General features: G+C 43.9%; 20 protein-coding genes and 2 tRNA genes. 15 read left to right on the top strand and 7 right to left on the bottom strand.

The window, feature by feature from the left end:
* The first annotated feature begins 34 nt into the window (after positions 1-34).
* From R3O62_RS06800 to R3O62_RS06785, 4 genes are all read left to right on the top strand, one after another.
* Positions 35-589, top strand: a complete 555-nt coding sequence (locus R3O62_RS06800) for a helix-turn-helix domain-containing protein (RefSeq protein ID WP_005778890.1) — start codon at positions 35-37, stop codon at positions 587-589.
* A 17-nt stretch (positions 590-606) separates the two neighbouring features.
* The gene (locus R3O62_RS06795) at positions 607-2,262 is read left to right on the top strand and encodes an AMP-binding protein (protein ID WP_032531776.1); all 1,656 of its coding nucleotides are present in this window, start codon (positions 607-609) and stop codon (positions 2,260-2,262) included.
* A 155-nt stretch (positions 2,263-2,417) separates the two neighbouring features.
* Positions 2,418-2,618: a DUF2007-related protein gene (locus R3O62_RS06790; RefSeq protein WP_005778894.1), complete on the top strand. Its 201-nt coding sequence runs from the start codon at positions 2,418-2,420 to the stop codon at positions 2,616-2,618.
* 126 nt (positions 2,619-2,744) lie between these two features.
* Positions 2,745-3,890, top strand: a complete 1,146-nt coding sequence (locus R3O62_RS06785) for a glycerate kinase (protein ID WP_032531759.1) — start codon at positions 2,745-2,747, stop codon at positions 3,888-3,890.
* A gap of 84 nt (positions 3,891-3,974) precedes the next feature.
* Here R3O62_RS06785 and R3O62_RS06780 read toward each other — a convergent pair.
* From R3O62_RS06780 to prmC, 7 genes are all read right to left on the bottom strand, one after another.
* Positions 3,975-4,058 (bottom strand) — tRNA-Leu (locus R3O62_RS06780).
* A gap of 14 nt (positions 4,059-4,072) precedes the next feature.
* Positions 4,073-4,145: transfer RNA gene (locus R3O62_RS06775), tRNA-Gly, on the bottom strand.
* 144 nt (positions 4,146-4,289) lie between these two features.
* The gene (argH, locus tag R3O62_RS06770) at positions 4,290-5,633 is read right to left on the bottom strand and encodes an argininosuccinate lyase (protein ID WP_317472421.1); all 1,344 of its coding nucleotides are present in this window, start codon (positions 5,631-5,633) and stop codon (positions 4,290-4,292) included.
* A 5-nt stretch (positions 5,634-5,638) separates the two neighbouring features.
* The gene (locus tag R3O62_RS06765) at positions 5,639-6,049 is read right to left on the bottom strand and encodes an SRPBCC family protein (RefSeq protein ID WP_005778931.1); all 411 of its coding nucleotides are present in this window, start codon (positions 6,047-6,049) and stop codon (positions 5,639-5,641) included.
* Positions 6,050-6,149: 100 nt separating this feature from the next.
* Positions 6,150-6,788: an orotate phosphoribosyltransferase gene (pyrE, locus tag R3O62_RS06760; protein ID WP_005810767.1), complete on the bottom strand. Its 639-nt coding sequence runs from the start codon at positions 6,786-6,788 to the stop codon at positions 6,150-6,152.
* A 95-nt stretch (positions 6,789-6,883) separates the two neighbouring features.
* Complete coding sequence (locus R3O62_RS06755; RefSeq protein ID WP_005778936.1) at positions 6,884-7,348, bottom strand: regulatory protein RecX; 465 nt, start codon at positions 7,346-7,348, stop codon at positions 6,884-6,886.
* The gene (prmC, locus tag R3O62_RS06750) at positions 7,345-8,181 is read right to left on the bottom strand and encodes a peptide chain release factor N(5)-glutamine methyltransferase (RefSeq protein ID WP_022011450.1); all 837 of its coding nucleotides are present in this window, start codon (positions 8,179-8,181) and stop codon (positions 7,345-7,347) included. The genes R3O62_RS06755 and prmC overlap by 4 nt, the downstream gene beginning before the upstream one ends.
* A 53-nt stretch (positions 8,182-8,234) precedes the next feature.
* Between prmC and ribD the strand changes: the two genes are divergently transcribed.
* The 11 genes from ribD (at position 8,235) to R3O62_RS06695 (ending at position 20,583) form a co-directional block, all read left to right on the top strand.
* On the top strand, positions 8,235-9,275 hold the full coding sequence (gene ribD, locus R3O62_RS06745) for a bifunctional diaminohydroxyphosphoribosylaminopyrimidine deaminase/5-amino-6-(5-phosphoribosylamino)uracil reductase RibD (protein ID WP_032535394.1): 1,041 nt from the start codon (positions 8,235-8,237) through the stop codon (positions 9,273-9,275).
* A 138-nt stretch (positions 9,276-9,413) separates the two neighbouring features.
* On the top strand, positions 9,414-10,769 hold the full coding sequence (locus R3O62_RS06740) for a DUF6242 domain-containing protein (RefSeq protein ID WP_269110183.1): 1,356 nt from the start codon (positions 9,414-9,416) through the stop codon (positions 10,767-10,769).
* Positions 10,770-10,777: 8 nt separating this feature from the next.
* Complete coding sequence (locus tag R3O62_RS06735; RefSeq protein WP_005778944.1) at positions 10,778-11,512, top strand: isoprenyl transferase; 735 nt, start codon at positions 10,778-10,780, stop codon at positions 11,510-11,512.
* 23 nt (positions 11,513-11,535) lie between these two features.
* On the top strand, positions 11,536-14,172 hold the full coding sequence (bamA, locus tag R3O62_RS06730; RefSeq protein ID WP_032531764.1) for an outer membrane protein assembly factor BamA: 2,637 nt from the start codon (positions 11,536-11,538) through the stop codon (positions 14,170-14,172).
* A gap of 24 nt (positions 14,173-14,196) precedes the next feature.
* On the top strand, positions 14,197-14,712 hold the full coding sequence (locus R3O62_RS06725; protein ID WP_005778948.1) for an OmpH family outer membrane protein: 516 nt from the start codon (positions 14,197-14,199) through the stop codon (positions 14,710-14,712).
* A 57-nt stretch (positions 14,713-14,769) separates the two neighbouring features.
* The gene (locus R3O62_RS06720; RefSeq protein ID WP_005810775.1) at positions 14,770-15,279 is read left to right on the top strand and encodes an OmpH family outer membrane protein; all 510 of its coding nucleotides are present in this window, start codon (positions 14,770-14,772) and stop codon (positions 15,277-15,279) included.
* 104 nt (positions 15,280-15,383) lie between these two features.
* On the top strand, positions 15,384-16,226 hold the full coding sequence (murI, locus tag R3O62_RS06715) for a glutamate racemase (protein ID WP_122296859.1): 843 nt from the start codon (positions 15,384-15,386) through the stop codon (positions 16,224-16,226).
* Between the two features lie 76 nt (positions 16,227-16,302).
* Positions 16,303-16,539 (top strand): DUF2007-related protein, encoded by a 237-nt coding sequence (locus tag R3O62_RS06710; RefSeq protein ID WP_005778954.1) that lies wholly within the window; start codon positions 16,303-16,305, stop codon positions 16,537-16,539.
* 189 nt (positions 16,540-16,728) lie between these two features.
* Positions 16,729-17,811, top strand: a complete 1,083-nt coding sequence (gene proB / locus R3O62_RS06705; protein ID WP_005778957.1) for a glutamate 5-kinase — start codon at positions 16,729-16,731, stop codon at positions 17,809-17,811.
* Between the two features lie 11 nt (positions 17,812-17,822).
* Positions 17,823-19,070, top strand: a complete 1,248-nt coding sequence (locus tag R3O62_RS06700; protein ID WP_195316642.1) for a glutamate-5-semialdehyde dehydrogenase — start codon at positions 17,823-17,825, stop codon at positions 19,068-19,070.
* A gap of 490 nt (positions 19,071-19,560) precedes the next feature.
* Positions 19,561-20,583, top strand: coding sequence for a L,D-transpeptidase (locus tag R3O62_RS06695; RefSeq protein WP_175636585.1), 1,023 nt, complete (start codon positions 19,561-19,563; stop codon positions 20,581-20,583).
* The last annotated feature ends 7 nt before the right edge of the window (positions 20,584-20,590 follow it).

The raw sequence follows: 20,590 nt of genomic DNA, 5'->3' as shown, positions 1-20,590 counted from the left end.
AACAAAAACATTAATCACTAAACACTAAATTTATATGGACGACCAAATTAAACAAATAGCAGAACGTCTGCGTGGACTACGTGACGTACTTGAACTGACAGCTGAAGACATCGCCCGTGATTGTGAGATTTCAGCGGAAGAATATCGTCTTGCAGAAACCGGAGATTACGACATCTCAGTAAGTATGCTGCAAAAAATCGCACGTAAATACGGCATAGCTCTTGATGCTCTGATGTTCGGAGAAGAGCCTAAGATGAGCAGCTATTTCCTGACCCGTGCAGGTAAAGGAACCAGTATAGAACGTACAAAGGCGTATAAATACCAATCATTAGCGGCGGGCTTTATGAACCGAAACGCCGACCCGTTTATCGTAACTGTCGAACCAAAACCGGACAACGAACCGATACACTATAATAGCCATGGCGGCCAGGAGTTCAACTTGGTACTTGAAGGTCGCATGATGATCAGCATAGATGGAAAAGACCTGATACTAAACGAAGGAGACAGCTTGTACTTCAACTCAAAACTGCCCCATGGAATGAAAGCACTGGATGGAAAAACAGTGCGCTTTCTGGCAGTAATCATGTAATTATTTAAATGAAGAAAATGATAGATAGATTTTTATCGCAAACTTCCTTCAGTTCACAGGAAGATTTTGTCAAGAACTTAAAGATAAATGTTCCGGAAAACTTCAACTTCGGATACGATATAGTAGATGCCTGGGCTGCTGAACAGCCAGACAAACCGGCTTTGTTATGGACCAATGACAAAGGTGAACAACGCCAGTTCTCTTTTGCGGATATAAAACAATATACAGATCAGACAGCATCCTACTTTCAAAGTCTGGGCATCGGACATGGTGATATGGTCATGCTGATATTGAAACGACGTTACGAATTTTGGTTCAGCATCATCGCTTTGCATAAGCTGGGAGCCGTTGTTATCCCTGCCACCCACCTGCTAACCAAGAAAGACATTGTATATCGCTGCAATGCAGCCGATATAAAGATGATCGTAGCAGCCGGAGAAGAGGTTATTACTAAACATATCATAGATGCCATGCCGGACTCTCCTACAGTGAAACATTTGGTAAGTGTTGGCCCTGAAATAGCAGAAGGATTCGAAGATTTTCATCAAGGCATTAAAGATGCAGCCCCTTTCGCTAAACCGGAACATCCCAACTCCAACGATGATATCTCTTTGATGTACTTCACCAGCGGAACGACCGGTGAGCCCAAAATGGTTGCACATGATTTCACCTATCCGTTGGGACATATTGTCACCGGTAGTTTCTGGCACAATCTGAAAGAGAACAGCCTTCATCTCACCATCGCTGATACAGGTTGGGGAAAAGCTGTATGGGGAAAGCTGTACGGACAATGGATAGCCGGAGCTAATGTTTTCGTCTACGACCACGAGAAGTTTACTCCAGCCGACATATTGGAGAAAATACAAAACTACCATGTTACTTCACTTTGTGCCCCTCCCACAATCTTCCGTTTTCTGATTCACGAAGATCTGACCAAATACGATCTTTCTTCCTTGGAATATTGCACGATTGCCGGTGAAGCATTAAATCCGGCAGTATTCGATACATTTAAGAAACTGACAGGCATCAAACTGATGGAAGGGTTCGGCCAAACGGAAACAACACTAACAGTTGCCACCTTCCCCTGGATGGAACCGAAACCGGGAAGCATGGGAGTCCCTAACCCCCAATATGATGTTGACCTGATAGACTATGAAGGCCGTTCGGTAGAGGCTGGCGAACAAGGACAGATTGTTATTCGGACTACTAACGGTAAACCGTTGGGACTGTTCAAAGAGTATTATCGCGACGCTGCGCGTACACACGAAGCATGGCATGACGGCATCTATTATACAGGTGATGTGGCCTGGAAAGATGAAGACGGCTATCTTTGGTTTGTAGGGCGTGCCGATGACGTAATAAAAAGCTCCGGTTACCGTATCGGACCGTTTGAAGTAGAAAGTGCGCTGATGACCCACCCTGCTGTAGTGGAGTGTGCCATCACTGGTGTACCCGATGAAATTCGAGGGCAAGTGGTAAAAGCAACTATTGTGCTGGCAAAAGATTATAAAGAACGTGCAGGTGAAGAATTGATAAAAGAACTCCAGAACCATGTGAAAAAAGTAACGGCTCCTTATAAGTATCCACGTGTCATTGAATTTGTAGATGAATTACCCAAAACTATCAGTGGCAAAATCCGGCGGGTGGAAATCCGTAAGAATGATGAGAAATAGCCCAATTATACAAAATTCGTACATAAAATATTGATCAAACCAACAAATCAGCAAACGTTTGCAACATAAGTGCTATAATATGAACTAAAATTGCTCTTCTGAAAGAAAACAACCTGCTATATTTGCAACATATTCATTTAATAACTAAAAAGCAAATGGTAGTAAGTAGAAAGATTTCTCAGGTTGAAGTATTCGCTGGTAGCCCATGGGAAGTGGCAAGTGTGAGAACCCTTCTAAAGGCTGCATCTATCGAAGTGGTGATGAAGGACAAAGGAATAGATTGCATACTGCTTTCTGTCCCCTGTGAATATTACACTGCAGCAATGCGGGTTATCAGCAACAGAATAGCTTCATAGGTTTGTTAGATTAGGTTTGATTAGGGACAAAAGCCGGAATGATTCGTGTTACATTCCGGCTTTTTATTTTCAACGCTTCTTATGATTATTATCACATCTTCTAAATAAAAACAATTTTCTCCAAGCATGAAAAAGATAATCATTGCATCCGACTCGTTTAAGGGTTCCCTATCATCCGCTGAGGTAGCTGTATCTTGTGAAAAAGGTATTCGAAAAGTATTTCCGAAATGTGAAATCATAAAACTCCCTATAGCGGACGGCGGAGAAGGAACAATTGAAGCACTGGTCAGTGCAACAAATGGACGGATACATTCGTGTCACGTGCACGATCCATTAATGCGGTTAATAGAAGCCCGGTATGGCGTTTTGGGAGATGGAGAAACTGCTGTCATCGAAATGGCAGCCGCGAGTGGACTGACATTGATTGAACCCCATCTGAGAAATCCGATGAAAACAACCACTTATGGTACAGGCGAATTAATACAGGATGCTTTGGAACACGGTTGCAGGAAATTTCTGATAGGAATCGGAGGTAGTGCCACCAATGATGCAGGCACGGGAATGTTGCAGGCATTAGGCATGAAGTTCCGGGATATAGCCGGGAATTTATTAGGGTATGGAGGAGAAATACTTCAAAAGATAGAGATGATTGATAGCAACGATTTCCCGGAAGATAAACTGGCAAAGTGTACATTCACCATCGCATGCGATGTAAACAACCCATTTTCCGGACCACAAGGGGCCGCATTTATTTTTGCTCCCCAAAAAGGAGCCGATGCAAAACAAATACGCATATTAGACACAGGACTGAAGCATTTCGCACAGTTGATTGCCCAAACCCTATATAAGGATATTGATGCTATCCCTGGAGCAGGAGCAGCCGGAGGCATGGGTGGCGGTTTTATGGCCTTCTTCAACGCTCGGTTATCCCGGGGAATTGATACTGTATTGGATGCTCTCCATTTTAATGAAAAACTACAAGGAGCCGATCTTGTGATTACAGGCGAAGGGAAAATGGATGCCCAAACTATAATGGGAAAAGCCCCTATGGGAGTTCTCAAAGCAGCCCAACGAAAAAATATTCCTGTAATTGGTATTGCCGGATGTGTGGATGAAACCGAATTGCTGAATAATGCAGGTTTTCTGGCTGTATATCCTATTGTAGAAGGTCCGGTTTCTCAAGAGCAAGCTATGGAAAAATCAAGGACCTGCAGCAACATAGAGAGAACTGTCCATCAATGCATGCGAATGTTATCCTTATTGCATAACTAAACGGCATATAGATAACATCTCCATGAATAAAGTAAAAGCTCCATAAGTTCATTACTTATGGAGCTTTTTAGGATGCAACTATAGTACTCGAAGCGGGACTTGAACCCGCACAGCCGCAATGGCCAAAGGATTTTAAGTCCTTCGTGTCTACCATTCCACCATTCGAGCATCCTTTCAAAGAGAGCGGAAAACGAGACTCGAACTCGCGACCCTAACCTTGGCAAGGTTATGCTCTACCAACTGAGCTATTTCCGCGTTTTTTCAACGGGTGCAAAGATAAGTAGTTTCCTGCTTTCTGCCAAACTTTTTCCAAAGAAAAAATTCTCAAAGAAACGGAAAACTATTTTTATCATAAAAGCTATGTAAAGATAGAAGTTATCTTCACATAGCAATAATCTATCAAACACGCCCTAACAAGGTCTTTTCAGCCTGTTCCATGCTGTAGAAATTAAAGCCTTCCACTACATTTTGCATCAAAGCGGATATCTCATCATTACAAAGATTACCAATACTCCCTTCATGAGTATGATGCACCTTCTTATTATGCGAGAAGTTACCAGCTTCAATATCCAAGCCTACTTTTTTATAAGCATCCCGAAAAGGCATACCTTCACGTGCAAGGCGATTCACTTCTTCTACACTAAAGATAAAAAGATATTTATCATCATCAAGAATATGTTCATTCACCTTAATTTCATTCATGATGTATGTAGTCATCTGCAAGCAATCTTTCAGTTCTTGAAAAGCCGGCAAGAAAACCTCCTTGATAATTTGCAGATCACGAAAATATCCAGAAGGCAGGTTATTGGCAATCATCATAATTTGCTGTGGGAGAGATTGCAACTTATTACATTTAGCTCGTGTTAATTCAAACACATCCGGATTCTTCTTATGCGGCATGATACTGGAACCGGTAGTACATTCATCCGGCAGTTTCACAAAACCAAAATTCTGGCTATTGAACATACAGGCATCGAAAGCCAATTTTGAAATGGTTCCTGCAATTGTTGCCAGTGCAAAAGCGACGTTACGCTCCATCTTGCCACGTCCCATTTGAGCATAAACTACATTATAGTTCAAAGAGTCAAAACCAAGCAACTGGGTAGTCATCGTACGATTCAAAGGAAATGAAGAACCATATCCCGCAGCCGATCCCAAAGGATTACGGTTACACATCCTAAATGCAGCTTGCAAAAAGAGCATATCGTCCACCAAACTTTCGGCATATGCCCCGAACCAAAGGCCAAATGACGAGGGCATCGCAATCTGCAAATGAGTATACCCGGGCATTAATACATCTTTATATTGTTCACTCTGACGAATTAAAACGTGAAAGAGTTGCTCCACCGCCTCTGCCACTTCTTTTATCTGTGTGCGGGTAAAAAGCTTTAAGTCAAGTAATACCTGGTCATTACGTGAACGACCACTATGAATTTTCTTACCCACATCTCCCAACCGACGAGTCAACATCAACTCCACCTGAGAGTGAACGTCCTCAACTCCTCCTTCTATTACAAACTCACCTTTCTCGGCAGAAACATAAATATCTTTCAATTCGGCTAACAATAAAGATAATTCATCTTTTGTCAATAAACCTATGCTCTCAAGCATAGTGATATGTGCCATTGAACCAAGTACATCATGTTTAGCAAGATAAAGATCCATCTCACGGTCACGACCAACGGTAAAGCGTTCTATATCCTTGTTTACCTCAACAGATTTCTCCCAAAGTTTCTGTGCCATATTCTTTAATATTGTATCATGGATAACATATCAGCCATCTTCTCCAGTCCTTCCTGTAAAGGCTTCTGTACCATTGCTTTCATAAATGGATTAATATCCAACCCAATGGTTATTTTAAGTTTACATTCTTCATCGGCTGAAGATACAATCTGAATCCACATATTAAAAGGCAGAGGAGAATTAATCGTCTCAAATTTAATACACTTACAGGGCTCACGTTCAATAATCTTAAGGGTTAGCTGTCCCACCGGATCTACATTGAAACTAAGTGTATCCGTATCAAAACTCATATCTTTCACTTTGTCTTGTGGTAAACGGTCCTTTATGGATTCCAGGTTACTAAGGTCCGCAAGTTTATCGTACACACGTTCCTGGCTATAAGGTATTACCTTGACACTACTCTCAAATTTAGTCATCTTATTCTATCTTACTTATAAAGAAAAAAGAAGAACAATCCGAACAAACTCTGTCCGAATGGCCCTTCTTTCTATATTTTAATCATCAAAAAAATCAGTCTTATTTTCCGGTTTCCCAATGAGCTGGATCCTTGCGCCATTCGTTTAACGTTGCAATATCTTCTTCTTCAATGTAACCGGTACGCAATGCAACATCCAACACTGCTTCATAATTAGTCAACGTTACCAAAGGTACTTTAGCATCTTTAAAAGCCTGTTCGGCAACCGGGAATCCGTAAGTATAGGCAGCTACCATACCAATTACTTCACAACCATCCCGACGGATAGCCTCTACGGCTTTCAAACTACTTCCACCGGTAGAGATTAAATCTTCTACTACAACGACTTTCATACCCGGACGAAGTTCGCCTTCGATAAGATTCTCCAAGCCATGGTCTTTAGGGGTAGAACGGACATACACGAACGGAAGATTCAATGCATCAGCTACCAAAGCACCTTGAGGAATAGCACCTGTTGCAACTCCGGCAATGGCATCTACCTGTCCGAAACGTTCCAGAATCAGACGTGTAATTTCGAACTTAACAAAACTACGAAGAGAAGGATAAGAAAGGGTTTTACGGTTGTCGCAGTAAAACGGTGATTTCCATCCGGAAGCCCATGTAAACGGATTTGCCGGTTGAAGCTTAATAGCTTTAATCTTCAACAACTTCTCGGCGAATAATCTCTCTAAATTTTTCATAACTAAACTAACTATGATAATTACAGGATGCAAAAATACGGAAATGGAACGAGACTAAAAAGAAGAAGCCGTATTATTTTTTTGTTATTTGTCACTTACTCTTCTTCCACTTGCACACAACGGCGGATATCATCCATTTCAAATCCTCTGCTCATAGCAAAACGGATCAACTTCCCATTCAACTCGAATTCATCTTTAGCGTGTATACTTTTACGTTTAGCAGCCATCAAATCTCCCAAAATAGCAAGATACTCTTCCTGATCAATGTCATTCAGGTATTTATAAGACACTTCACGAGATATCTTTTTCATGTAAAGTGCTTGAGCAATCTTCATTTTACCCCATTTGGCAAAACGAAACTTATCATTGACAAATGCCCTACAGTAACGTTCTTCATCTATAAACTTCTCAACCACAAGCCGATCAATAATCCGATTGACCGCTTCATAAGGCAAGCCCCACTTCTGTAGTTTTTCACTCACTTCAGCTTTACAATGCTCGGCTGCAGAGCAATAGCCAGCCATGCGGTTTAACGCATCTTCTTCTGTTATTATATTCATCGTTTAGCAGTTACAATTCGATCATTACCCGATATGTCTTTTATCAAACGAAGGTCTCTATATCCCTTTCCGCCAAGCATTTGCAAAACTTCTTCACCATACGCCCGATTTATCTCAAAATAGAGTTTACCATGCAGACTTAGCATCTCTCTCCCCAAAGAGGCAATACGCCGGTAAAATAATAAAGGATCATTATCCGGAACAAACAGAGCCAGACCGGGCTCCCAATCCAAGACGTTAGGTTCCATTTCATTTTTTTCGCTCTCTGTCACATAAGGAGGGTTACTTACAATAATATCATATCGTCTGTCTCCAGAAAACTCCGTAGAAAAGACATCCACTTTCTCAAAATTCACTTTAGTTTTCAGTTCCTGATTGTTTTGCCTGGCAATGGCAAGTGCATTTTCCGACACATCCCACGCCGTAACCTCCGCTCCAGGAATATGCTTAGACAAACTTATAGCAATACACCCACTTCCGGTTCCTATATCAAGCAGACGGACACCTGTAGCAGACTCTTTTACTATTAAATCCACCAGTTCTTCAGTTTCGGGACGAGGGATCAGGACTCCCGGAGCTACCCGGAACATGGATCCGTAGAAATTTGCCCTTCCCTGAATATACTGAATTGGCTCGTTTTTCTTCAACCGTTCAACAATGCTTTCTAAATCACGCTGTTCGTTTGCAGATAAAATTATATCTTTGCCCAAATAATAGTCAATAGCATCCTGCCCCAGCAGATCACAACAAATCATTTTTGTGAGGCTCCTGAGTTCTCCCGGTGGATAAATATGGTGTAAAGACTGGCGGATATAAGTGGTGACGCAGTTCATTCTCATTATTTTGGGGTGCAAAAATACAAATAATATAGCTATAAGCCTAAAAGATGGAAGAAGAAAAATACATGAGACGTTGCATCCAATTGGCAAGAAACGGTCTTTGCAACGTATCTCCCAACCCAATGGTGGGGGCCGTCATCGTATGTGATGAACAAATCATCGGCGAAGGTTATCATGTCCGTTGTGGAGAAGCCCATGCCGAAGTCAACGCTATCCGTTCTGTTAAAGACTCCTCTTTACTGAAACGCAGTACTATATACGTAAGCCTTGAGCCTTGTTCCCATCATGGAAAGACACCTCCCTGTGCTGACCTAATCATAGAAAAGCAAATTCCCAAAATCGTAATCGGTTGCCAGGACCCATTTTCCAAAGTTGCGGGTAAAGGCATCCAAAAATTACGGAATGCCGGACGTGAGGTCATAGTGGGAGTCCTGGAAAAGGAGTGCCGCGAACTTATACGGAAATTCATCACCTTCCACACCCTTCATCGCCCTTATATTGTTTTAAAATGGGCAGAATCGGCTGATGGCTTCATCGACTTAGAGCGTACAGAAGGACATCCTGTGCTATTATCCACTCCCCTCACTTCCATGTTGGTACATAAAAAAAGAGCAGAATCGGATGCTATCATGGTAGGTACCCGAACAGCATTATTAGACGATCCGGCATTAACTGTACGTCACTGGTACGGGCATAACCCGGCACGCATAGCTCTGGACCGTAATCATTCGCTTCCTCAGACTTCACACCTTTTGGATGGCAGTGTGCCTACACTCATTTTTACGGAATGCCACCGCCCCGGTAAAAAGAATCTGGAATATATCCCCTTGGACTATCAAACAGATATTCTGCCACAAATACTGGCAACCCTCTATCAGCGTAATCTACAATCCTTGATGGTCGAAGGAGGCAAGATATTGCTGGAATCATTTATCTGCTCCGGAATATGGGATGAAATTATTATAGAAAGAAGCGACAAACGGCTTTATTCCGGTGTTAAAGCACCTGAAATAAGCGATAAAATTAGTTATTCAGAAGAAAAACATTTCGCTACAACCTTCAGGCATTACTTAAAGAGAAATACCTAAATTCGCAGCATTCAGGGAGTTTTATATCGACAAAATCGAGCAGATTATCTATAATTTTATATAAAACTTCCCTTCAATGTTCAATATAGAGAAAAATGTTCCTATTTTTGCAACTTGTAAATAAACACAATCTTTCAAATGAGAATAAAGTTTTTATCAGTAATTGTAAGTTTCTTCCTTGTATCGTTTGCCGTTACTTCGTGCCTTGACACTGAAGAAATTGAATACAGCCCGGATGCTACCATACATGCATTTGCACTTGATACCGTACATGGGGTAAACTATAAATTTACAATAGATCAATTTGGGCCTGACGGAGTTGGACTTATTTATAACCAGGATTCACTGCCTGTGGGCTCCGATACAATTATTGACCGTATTCTTATAAAGACATTGACCACAGCGTCCGGAATAATCACGGCTAAAAACGCAGAGGGTCAAGACACCTTGTTTAATTACTCTGACTCTATTGACTTCAGGGGCACTATGGAAAAGCCCATGAGAATAAAGGTATGGGCCGCGGATATGCAATATACCAAAGAGTACACCATTTCAGTGCGCGTACACCGACAGGATCCGGACTCCATGAACTGGACTAAAATGACAGATAACTTCGCTAACTACAGCGGGTATCAGAAGTCCGTAATTCTGGGTGAAGACATTCTTGTGTATACAGCAAACACTACTGCCTACAAATCATCAGGAGACGTAATCAACAAAGGAAGAAGTTGGACACAGGTATCTGTTACCGGTCTTCCGGAAAACATAAAACTCTCTTCCCTCATTGCCTTTGGTGAAAAATTGTATGCCACAAACGGTGAGAAAGTATATGTTTCTTCAGATGGGGCATCATGGAGTCTTGCAACCGATTTGAATAAAAACGGTAAAGTAGAGATGCTGATCGCTCCTTTCCCCAAGAATGAGGGCAATCTGCTGGATATCTCCGGAATTGCCGGTATTATTAATAATGGTAGTCAATCTACATTTGCGATAAGCAATCCTGAAGCAACCACATGGAATATCAGTTCAGAAGAAGTCGGATCTGACTTCCCGCTGGATAATTTGTCAGCAACTTCTTATCTCAATGCTACAGGAATACAGACGATAGCCGTAATGGGCAATAATCGCAATGCAAGCGATACAACTTCGGTGGCCTGGAGTTCACAGGACGGTTTACTTTGGATTCCTTTAAAAACGTCATCGACCACTGCCTATTGTCCGAAGCTCGACAAACCGTCTTTCTTCTATTATGGCAACGCTTTCTGGGCATTCGGAGGAAAGTTCGAAACGATCTACACATCGGAAGCAGGACTTGCCTGGTATAAAGCCGATAAGAAAATCTTCTTACCGACTGAATTCAAAGACAGAGGGAACAACTACTCTACTGTAGTGGACAAAGATAACTTTATCTGGGTAATATGGAGTAACGGCGATGCCAACGAAGTATGGCGTGGACGACTTAATAAATTTGGTTTTGCCAGACAGAACAAATAATTAAAGAAATGTCCTATAAAGAACAAATAGATTTAAACCGGATACCTAAGCATGTAGCCATTATCATGGACGGTAACGGACGATGGGCCAAACAACGCGGACGCGAACGTAGTTTTGGACATCAGGCCGGAGCCGAAACTGTGCATATCATCACTGAAGAGGCAGCCAGGTTAGGAGTCAAATTCCTTACCTTATATACCTTTTCAACCGAAAACTGGAACCGGCCATCGGACGAAGTCGCTGCATTGATGAGCCTCCTATTCGACTCTATCGAAGAGGAAACATTTATGAAAAACAATATAAGTTTCCGTATCATCGGAGACATCAACAAACTACCCGAAAATGTACGGAAGCGCTTGAATGCCTGTGTCGAACGTACTTCCAAAAACACAGGAATGTGTCTGGTACTTGCCCTCAGTTATTCTGCCAGATGGGAAATAACCGAGGCCGCACGGCAGATTGCCACATTGGTTCAGAAAGGAGAAATGACTCCTGAAGAAATTACTTCGGAAAGCATCCAGACGCATCTGACAACCAATTTCATGCCCGATCCGGACCTCTTAATCCGTACAGGCGGAGAGATTCGTTTAAGCAACTATCTACTTTGGCAATGTGCTTATTCGGAGCTTTATTTTTGTGAAACCTTCTGGCCAGACTTTAAGGAAGAAGAATTGCACAAGGCTATCTGTGACTACCAGAGACGCGAACGCAGATTCGGAAAGACCAGCGAACAAATCAGTTAACTCAAAACTTAATTATAACATAAATGCATTATCGTATTTCCTTCATATTCGTAACGTTTATCAGCCTGTTTTGCTTTGCATTGCCGGGCGTAGCACAAGATGCTAACACTGACGAATCAAAACCCGTTATCATGTATTCCGGGACACCGAAAAAATATGAAATAGCCGACATCAAGGTCGAAGGTGTCAAGAACTACGAAGATTATGTTCTTATCGGACTGTCCGGACTTTCTGTAGGACAAACTATTACCGTACCGGGTGATGAGATCACGGGGGCAATCAAACGCTACTGGCGTCACGGTCTGTTCTCCAACGTATCAATCACAGCCGAAAAGGTAGAAGGCAATAAAATCTGGCTGAAGATCAGTCTGACTCAACGTCCGCGCATTTCAGACATACGTTATCACGGTGTGAAAAAGTCGGAGCGTGAAGACCTACAGACCAAACTGGGTATGATAAAAGGCAGTCAAATCACCCCGAATCTGGTGGACCGTGCAAAGGTTTTAAGTAAACGCTATTTCGACGATAAAGGATTTAAGAATGCAGAAATAACCATCACTCAAAGAGATGATCCTGCAAATGAAAATCAAGTATTGGTCGACATAGATATCGATAAGAAAGAAAAGGTAAAAGTCCATGCCATTACTTTTGCCGGTAACCATGCTATCAAAACATCGAAGCTGAAACGTGTGATGAAGAAAACAAACGAAAAGGGAAAACTGCTGAACTTGTTCCGCACCAAGAAGTTTGTTAATGAGAAGTATGAAGAGGACAAGCAACTGATTATTGATAAGTACAACGAACTGGGTTATCGCGATGCACGTATCGTGAAAGACAGCGTATCCAAATTTGACGATAAAACGGTAGATGTATACATTGAATTGGAGGAAGGCGATAAATACTACCTTCGCAACGTAACATGGGTGGGTAACACTCTTTATCCCTCAGAACAACTGAACTTTATGCTCCGCATGAAGAAAGGAGATGTATACAACCAGAAATTGCTGAATGAACGTTTGTCAACCGATGAAGACGCTATCGGTAACCTCTATTACAACAATGGTTATCTGTTCTACACGTTAGATCCGGTAGAAGTGAATATCGACAACGACTCTATCGACTTGGAGATGAGAATCTACGAAGGCCGGCAAGCCAGCATCAATAAGATCAAGATCAATGGTAATGACCGTTTGTACGAAAACGTTGTTCGCCGTGAACTCCGTACCCGCCCGGGCGAGTTGTTCAGCCGTGAGGACCTGATGCGTTCTATGCGTGAGATCCAACAAATGGGACACTTTGACCCGGAAAACATCAAACCGGATATTCAGCCGGACCAAGTGAACGGAACGGTAGATATTGCCTATGATCTGGTATCCAAAGCAAATGACCAGGTAGAGTTCTCTGCCGGTTGGGGACAGACGGGTGTTATCGGTAAATTAAGTTTGAAATTTACAAACTTCTCTTTGGCAAACCTATTGCACCCGGGAGAAAACTATCGTGGTATCCTGCCTCAGGGCGACGGACAGACACTGACCATCAGTGGACAGACCAATGCACAATACTATCAGCAGTATAGCATTTCGTTCTTTGATCCCTGGTTCGGAGGTAAACGTCCGAATTCATTCTCCCTGTCGGCATTCTTCTCAGTTCAGACTGATATCAGCAGCCGTTACTATAACTCAAGCTACTATAACAATTACTACAACAGTTATTACAGCGGCTTAGGCGGTTACGGTATGTACAATTATGGTAACTATAACAACTACGAAAACTATTATGACCCTGACAAGTCAATCAAAATGTGGGGTCTGTCAGCAGGTTGGGGAAAACGCTTGAACTGGCCAGATGACTACTTCCAGCTTTCAGCCGAGCTTTCTTATCAAAGATATATCTTGAAAGACTGGCAGTACTTCCCGGTAACTAACGGTAAATGTAACGACTTAAGCATCGGCTTGACATTGGCCCGTGCTTCTTACGATAACCCGATTTATCCGCGTAGTGGTTCAGACTTCTCTCTGTCTGTACAGTTCACACCGCCTTACTCACTGTTCGACGGAGTAGACTACAGTAAATATAACGAGTACAACCAGAACGATATGAACAAAATGCACAAATGGGTAGAATACCATAAGTGGAAGTTCAAAGCAAAAACATATATTCCGTTGCTGAACCCGACAACCGTGAAAAAGACTCCGGTGCTGATGACACGTGTGGAATTCGGTATATTGGGCCACTACAACAAATATAAGAAATCTCCGTTCGGTACATTTGACGTCGGTGGTGACGGTATGACCGGATATTCAAGCTATGCAACCGAGAGTGTCGCCCTTCGTGGTTACGAAAACAGTTCGTTAACTCCGTACCGTGGACAGGAAGGATATGCCTACACTCGTATCGGATTTGAATTAAGATATCCGCTGATGCTGGAAACAAGTACCAATATTTATGCGTTAACATTCCTGGAAGCCGGTAATGCATGGCATGATGTGAAGAACTTCAATCCGTTCGACCTGAAACGTTCGGCCGGTGTAGGTGTCCGCATCTTCCTCCCGATGATCGGTATGATGGGTATCGACTGGGCATACGGTTTCGACAAAGTACTTGGCGACAAGAGCGCAGGCGGAAGCAGATTCCACTTCGTATTGGGTCAGGAATTCTAATTGTTTCATTAAAAACTAAGCGTTATGAAAAAGTCTGTTCTATTTATCATCTTGCTGTTTGCCGTAGGTATGACAGCTCAAGCACAAAAGTTTGCTCTGATCGATATGGAGTATATCCTGAAGAACATTCCGGCTTACGAACGTGCCAACGAACAATTGAACCAAGCCACCAAACAATGGCAGGGTGAAGTCGAAGTATTGGCAAAGGAAGCACAAACCATGTTTAAAGAATATCAAGCTGCATCTGCAAAGCTGACGGCTGCGCAGAAAACTCAAAAAGAAGATGCCATCGTAGAAAAAGAAAAGGCTGCCTCAGAGTTGAAACGGAAGTACTTTGGTCCCGAAGGCGAGCTTTTTAAGAAGAGAGAAGAACTGATGAAGCCCATTCAGGATGAAATATACAATGCAGTAAAAGTAGTAGCCGAAGAAAACGGCTACGCTGTAGTAGTGGACAGAGCCTCAGCTTCGAGCATTATTTTTGCCACTCCGCGCATTGATGTGAGCAATGAAGTGCTGGCGAAATTAGGATATTCAAATTAATTTCATACATTTGCAGCCGATAACTAAAAAGTAATCATTCAAATAAATAATAGAACTATGCTTAAAAAAATTGCACTTTTAATGATGCTGGTACTCCCGATGGGCGTATTCGCACAAAATCTTAAATTCGGTCACATCAATGCAATGGAAATTGTTTCGGCTATGCCGGAATACACCAAAGCACAATCTGAATTGCAGGCATTGAACAAACAACTCGGACAGGACCTTCAGAGAACTCAAGAAGAATTCAACAAAAAATATCAGGAGTTCATGCAGCAGAAAGACTCTCTTCCTACTGTGATTGCAGAAAGAAGACAAAAAGAGTTGGAAGACATGATGCAGAGACAAGAACAATTCCAGGCTAAGGCGCAACAGGATATGGAGAAAGCCAATAACGACCTGATGGCTCCGGTATACAAGAAGCTGGACGATGCTATCAAAGCAGTAGGCGCAGCAGAAGGTGTTATCTACATTTTCGACATGGCACGTACTCCGATACCTTACGTTAACGAAAATCAGAGCATTAACCTGACTCCGAAAGTAAAGACCCAATTGGGCATTAAATAAGAGTCGGAAGCTATAAAGTTACGAGCTACAAGCTACAAGTACTATGCGGAAAATACGCTACGACTTGTCACTTGTAGCTCGTAACATTTTAACCCATCTCCGTTATGAAACAATCCCTTTCCCAGAAACCCGGTCCTATCGGAGTATTCGACTCCGGATATGGCGGACTGACCATCCTGAGTAAAATCCGGGAGGCTCTTCCGGATTATGACTATATCTACCTGGGCGACAACGCCCGTACCCCTTACGGTACCCGTTCTTTTGAAATCGTATATGAATTTACCCTGCAGGCGGTTAACAAACTGTTTGAGATGGGTTGCCACTTAGTGATACTTGCCTGCAATACAGCTTCGGCCAAGGCATTAAGAACCATACAAATGAACAACCTTCCGGATATCGATCCCAGCCGAAGAGTCCTGGGAGTCATTCGTCCAACGGTAGAGTGCATCGGCAGCATAACCCAAACCCGCCATGTCGGAGTACTGGCCACAGCCGGCACCATCAAATCGGAATCGTATCCGCTCGAAATACATAAACTCTTTCCGGACATAAAAGTAAGTGGAGAAGCTTGCCCAATGTGGGTACCTCTGGTCGAAAACAACGAAGCCAATGGTGAGGGAACCGACTTTTTCATCCGTAAATACATCAACAACCTGCTTGCCAAAGACGGACAGATAGACACTATCATTTTGGGATGTACCCACTACCCGCTGCTGCTGCCCAAGATACAACAGTTCGTGCCCCAAAGTATGAAAGTGGTTGCACAGGGAGAATATGTAGCCGCCAGCCTGAAAGATTACCTCTACAGGCACCCCGAAATGGACCGGAAATGCACTCGGGGAGGCAGTTGCAGCTTTTGTACCACAGAAGCCGAAGATAAATTTATTGAATCGGCCTCAACATTCCTCAACCAAGACATTACGGTACAACGGATATCTTTGGAATAATCTATATGTAAAACAACATTATCCAGGTTCTTTTTGTTATATTTGTAGGAGATAACCACATAATATCCCTACCATTATGAAAGAAGATAAAGACACCCGCTTAGTAGAAGTCTTCACCGGTTCGCCTTGGGAAGCAGAGTTTACCAAAGGATTACTTGAAAGCAATGGAATAGAATCCATTCTGAAGGACGGAGGCGGCCTTGCGGCTCTGGCACCTTACTACATCGGACAGGAAATAGCCGTCCTCGTCAATGAAGACGACTACGAGCAGGCTATGGAAATAGTGAGAAACCGGGAAAAGGCGAACGAATAAATCACCAAACATTTTTTCTCCTCCCACGCAGACATGTCCGTCAGGCATACCCACGTGGGAGAGGTATGTACTACCGGCACCTAATCCCTCTCTTTAGGCACCCGGATGATAAGACCTTTCATTTAATGTACCCCTTAGGTTACATTTCGACAAAAATCCATATATTTGTGCTTTCAAATCGTTAGCATAATGAAAAAGGAGTTTACACGAATAGCTGTAAAGGTGGGAAGTAACGTACTTACCCGGCAAGACGGAACGCTGGACGTCACCCGGATGTCTGCCCTAACCGACCAGATAGCTGCCCTGCATAAAGCCGGAATGGAAATCATTCTTATCTCTTCGGGGGCTGTCGCCTCAGGACGAAGTGAAATACGCACCCTCAGGAAACTCGACAGCGTTGACCAACGCCAGTTATTTTCTGCTGTAGGACAAGCCAAACTCATCAACCGATATTACGAATTGTTCCGTGATCACGGCATCGCCGTAGGCCAGGTACTCACCACCAAAGAGAATTTCGGTACCCGCCGGCATTACCTCAACCAGAAAAATTGCATGACGGTAATGCTCGAGAACGGAGTCATCCCCATTGTCAACGAAAACGATACCATCTCCGTCACCGAACTGATGTTCACGGACAACGACGAATTATCGGGACTCATCGCCTCAATGATGGATGCGCAGGCTCTTATCATCCTAAGCAATATTGACGGCATATACAACGGTTCTCCTGCCGATCCGGCTTCATCCGTGATACGGGAAATAGGGCAAGGGAAAGACCTGACAAACTATATCCAGACCAGCAAATCGAGTTTTGGGAGGGGCGGTATGCTGACTAAAACCAACATTGCCCGCAAAGTGGCAGACGAAGGTATTACCGTAATCATTGCCAACGGCAAACGTGACAATATACTCATCAACCTGACGGAACATCCGGAAGAAACCATTTGCACCCGTTTCATCCCCGCCCCACAGCCGGTGTCGAGCATCAAGAAATGGATAGCCCACAGCGAAGGTTTCGCCAAAGGAGAGATACACATCAATGAACAAGCCTCCGAAGTTTTGAACTCGGACAAGGCAGTCAGCATCCTTCCCATCGGAATCACCCGCATCGAAGGGGAGTTTGAGAAAGATGACATCGTGCGGATCATCGATAACCGGGGCGTTCCCATAGGTGTGGGCAAAGCCAACTGTGACTCGACACAAGCACGGGACGCCATCGGAAAGCATGGAAAAAAAGCAGTGGTCCATTATGACTATCTGTACATCGAATAAACGAATTGCGTATGAACCTGAATGATACATTTGCTGCCGTACAAGCAGCCAGCCGTCGTTTAGCATTATTGCCCGACGAACAAATAAACCGGATATTGAACGCCGTAGCGGATGCTGCTTTGGCACAAACGCCGTATATCCTTTCCGAAAACCGGAAAGACCTGGATCGGATGTCACCCGACAATCCGAAATACGACCGGCTGAAACTGACCGAAGAACGGTTGAAAGGAATTTCCTCCGACATACGGAACGTAGCGACACTCCCCTCACCGCTGGGCAGGATCCTGAAAGAAAGCATCCGGCCCAACGGAATGAAGCTGACAAAAGTAAGTGTGCCCTTCGGAGTTATCGGTATCATCTACGAAGCACGTCCTAACGTCAGTTTCGATGTCTTTTCGCTTTGCCTGAAAAGTGGTAACGCCTGTATTTTAAAAGGCGGTAGCGATGCCGACTTTTCGAATCGCGCCATCGTAGAAGTGATACATAATGTGCTCCGGCTGTTTGATGCAGACACCCACACCGTCGAGTTGCTGCCGGCTGACCGCGAAGCGACCAACGAACTTTTGCATGCCGCCGGATATGTAGATCTGCTTATTCCCCGCGGTAGCAGCAGCCTGATCAACTTCGTGCGGCAGAATGCCACCATACCGGTGATAGAAACAGGTGCAGGCATCTGCCATACATATTTTGACGAATACGGAGACACTACTAAGGGAGCAGCCATCATTCACAACGCCAAAACACGCCGTGTCAGCGTCTGCAACGCACTCGATTGTGTGATCATTCATAAGAGCAGATTGTCCGACCTGCCTGCGCTATGCGAGAAGCTCAAAGCAAGCAATGTGATTATCTACGCTGATCCGTTGGCTTATCAGGCACTTGAAGGACATTATCCTGCCAAAGGATTGAAACCGGCTACACCCGAAAGTTTCGGGACAGAGTTCCTGGACTATAAAATGGCGATCAAGACAGTCTGTAGTTTTGAAGACGCACTCGGACATATTCAAGAGTACAGTTCCCGCCACAGCGAGAGCATCGTCACTGAAAGTCGGGAACGCGCCGCCCTTTTTACCCGGATGGTAGATGCAGCATGTGTATATACCAATGTATCTACGGCGTTTACCGACGGAGCACAATTTGGGTTGGGAGCAGAGATCGGCATCAGTACACAGAAGTTGCACGCCCGTGGCCCGATGGGACTGGAAGAGATCACTTCCTACAAATGGATCATTGAAGGTGACGGACAAACGCGCCGATGATCTTTATTCAGGCGAAATCCGCAAAATAACCGGTTCAAAACTTGACTTTGCCCCCGGATTATGCTATCTTTGTAAATACAATCATACATTACATTCTATTTAGAATGCGATAAAAGGGAGAGGCCGCTGCCTCCCCCTTTCTTTTTTTCAAAGGCTGCATTTCCGAAAGACAGAGCCGGTGTTTCCCCTCAACAGAGCCGGTATTCCGTGCCGGAAGAGCCGGTGTTCCGGCCCGAAGACGGTTGCTTCCGGAGCCGGAGACGGCATCTTCACCTTATTATCGCGGTTACATCCGGCATAACTCCTCCGCGCAAAATCCGAAAAGTATAAATAGTTTAATCCGGCAAGGCCTCACGTTAAAGAAGTGTAAACTTGCTCTTGACAAAACAAAGGGCAAATATGCAAATTATTAATAATACGAAAACAAAACGCTTTGCTATTCCTTATAAAAAATATTATATTTGTAAATGAACCCCTAACCCATCCCATTATGAAGCAAACAGCCCATATATACTTGTTCTCCCTCCTCTTCCTTTTCTGCGCATGCAACAGAGAAAACAAAACAAATCCGCTACAGCCCGAAACGGTTGCTGTAGCAGATTCACTGGAACAAACACCTCCCGAAGAGAAGCCCAAGGCTATCTCGGCAGAGCAGATAGAGATTGTGAAAGACCTGCTCTACGACAAATATACCCTTGAAGATACTTACCCATACAAAGATACCACCCGCAGTTTCCAGTGGGATAAGATCAAAGAACGTCTGGCTCTGCTCGAAAATATCCAGCAAGAGCCCTCTCGATGGGGTATCCTGCAAAACTATAAGAATCGGAACGGTGAAGCCCCATTGGTGCGCCACTACAAACGGAATGCTTACAAACGCATTGCCGACACCCTGGGCATAGAGCGTTACCAGTCCGTTCCGCTCTATCTGCTCACCGATACACTGGTACCCGAACGTTATGGAGAAGACGGTTCGCTGGTACGTTTTCTGGCAGACGGAGAAAAGTTCGTCAAGGTATCTCCCATCTACATAGGCGAAGAGTGGTATGTACCCAAGAAATACGTCAAAGTACTCCCAGATACGACCCGTTTCACCAAAGCAATCATGATAGACCGGAGAGACCAGAACATAGCAACACTGGAACAAACCGGCGAGGCCCGATGGGCTGTACGCAGCATGAACCCCGCCACCACCGGACGACACCGCCCGCCGTATGCACAGGAAACCCCGTTAGGCATCTTCGTATTGCAGGAGAAAAAAGCACGTATGATATTCCTCAAAGACGGTTCTACCGCTACCGGAGGCTTTGCACCTTACGCAAGCCGGTTCTCGGACGGAGGATACATTCACGGAGTCCCGGTAAACGAGCCACGCAAAGCACTCATCGAGTACAGTCCGTCACTGGGCACCACCCCCCGTTCGCACATGTGTGTACGGAATGCCACCTCACATTCGAAGTTTATTTTCGACTGGGCACCTGTAAATGAGACAATTATTTTTGTTTTGGAATAGAAATCCG

It is taken from the genome of Bacteroides hominis (genome assembly GCF_033042785.2).
Classification (GTDB): Bacteria; Bacteroidota; Bacteroidia; order Bacteroidales; family Bacteroidaceae; genus Bacteroides; species Bacteroides hominis.
The sequence above is the reverse complement of the archived record's forward strand: the minus strand, read 5'-3'. Positions and strand labels throughout refer to the sequence as shown.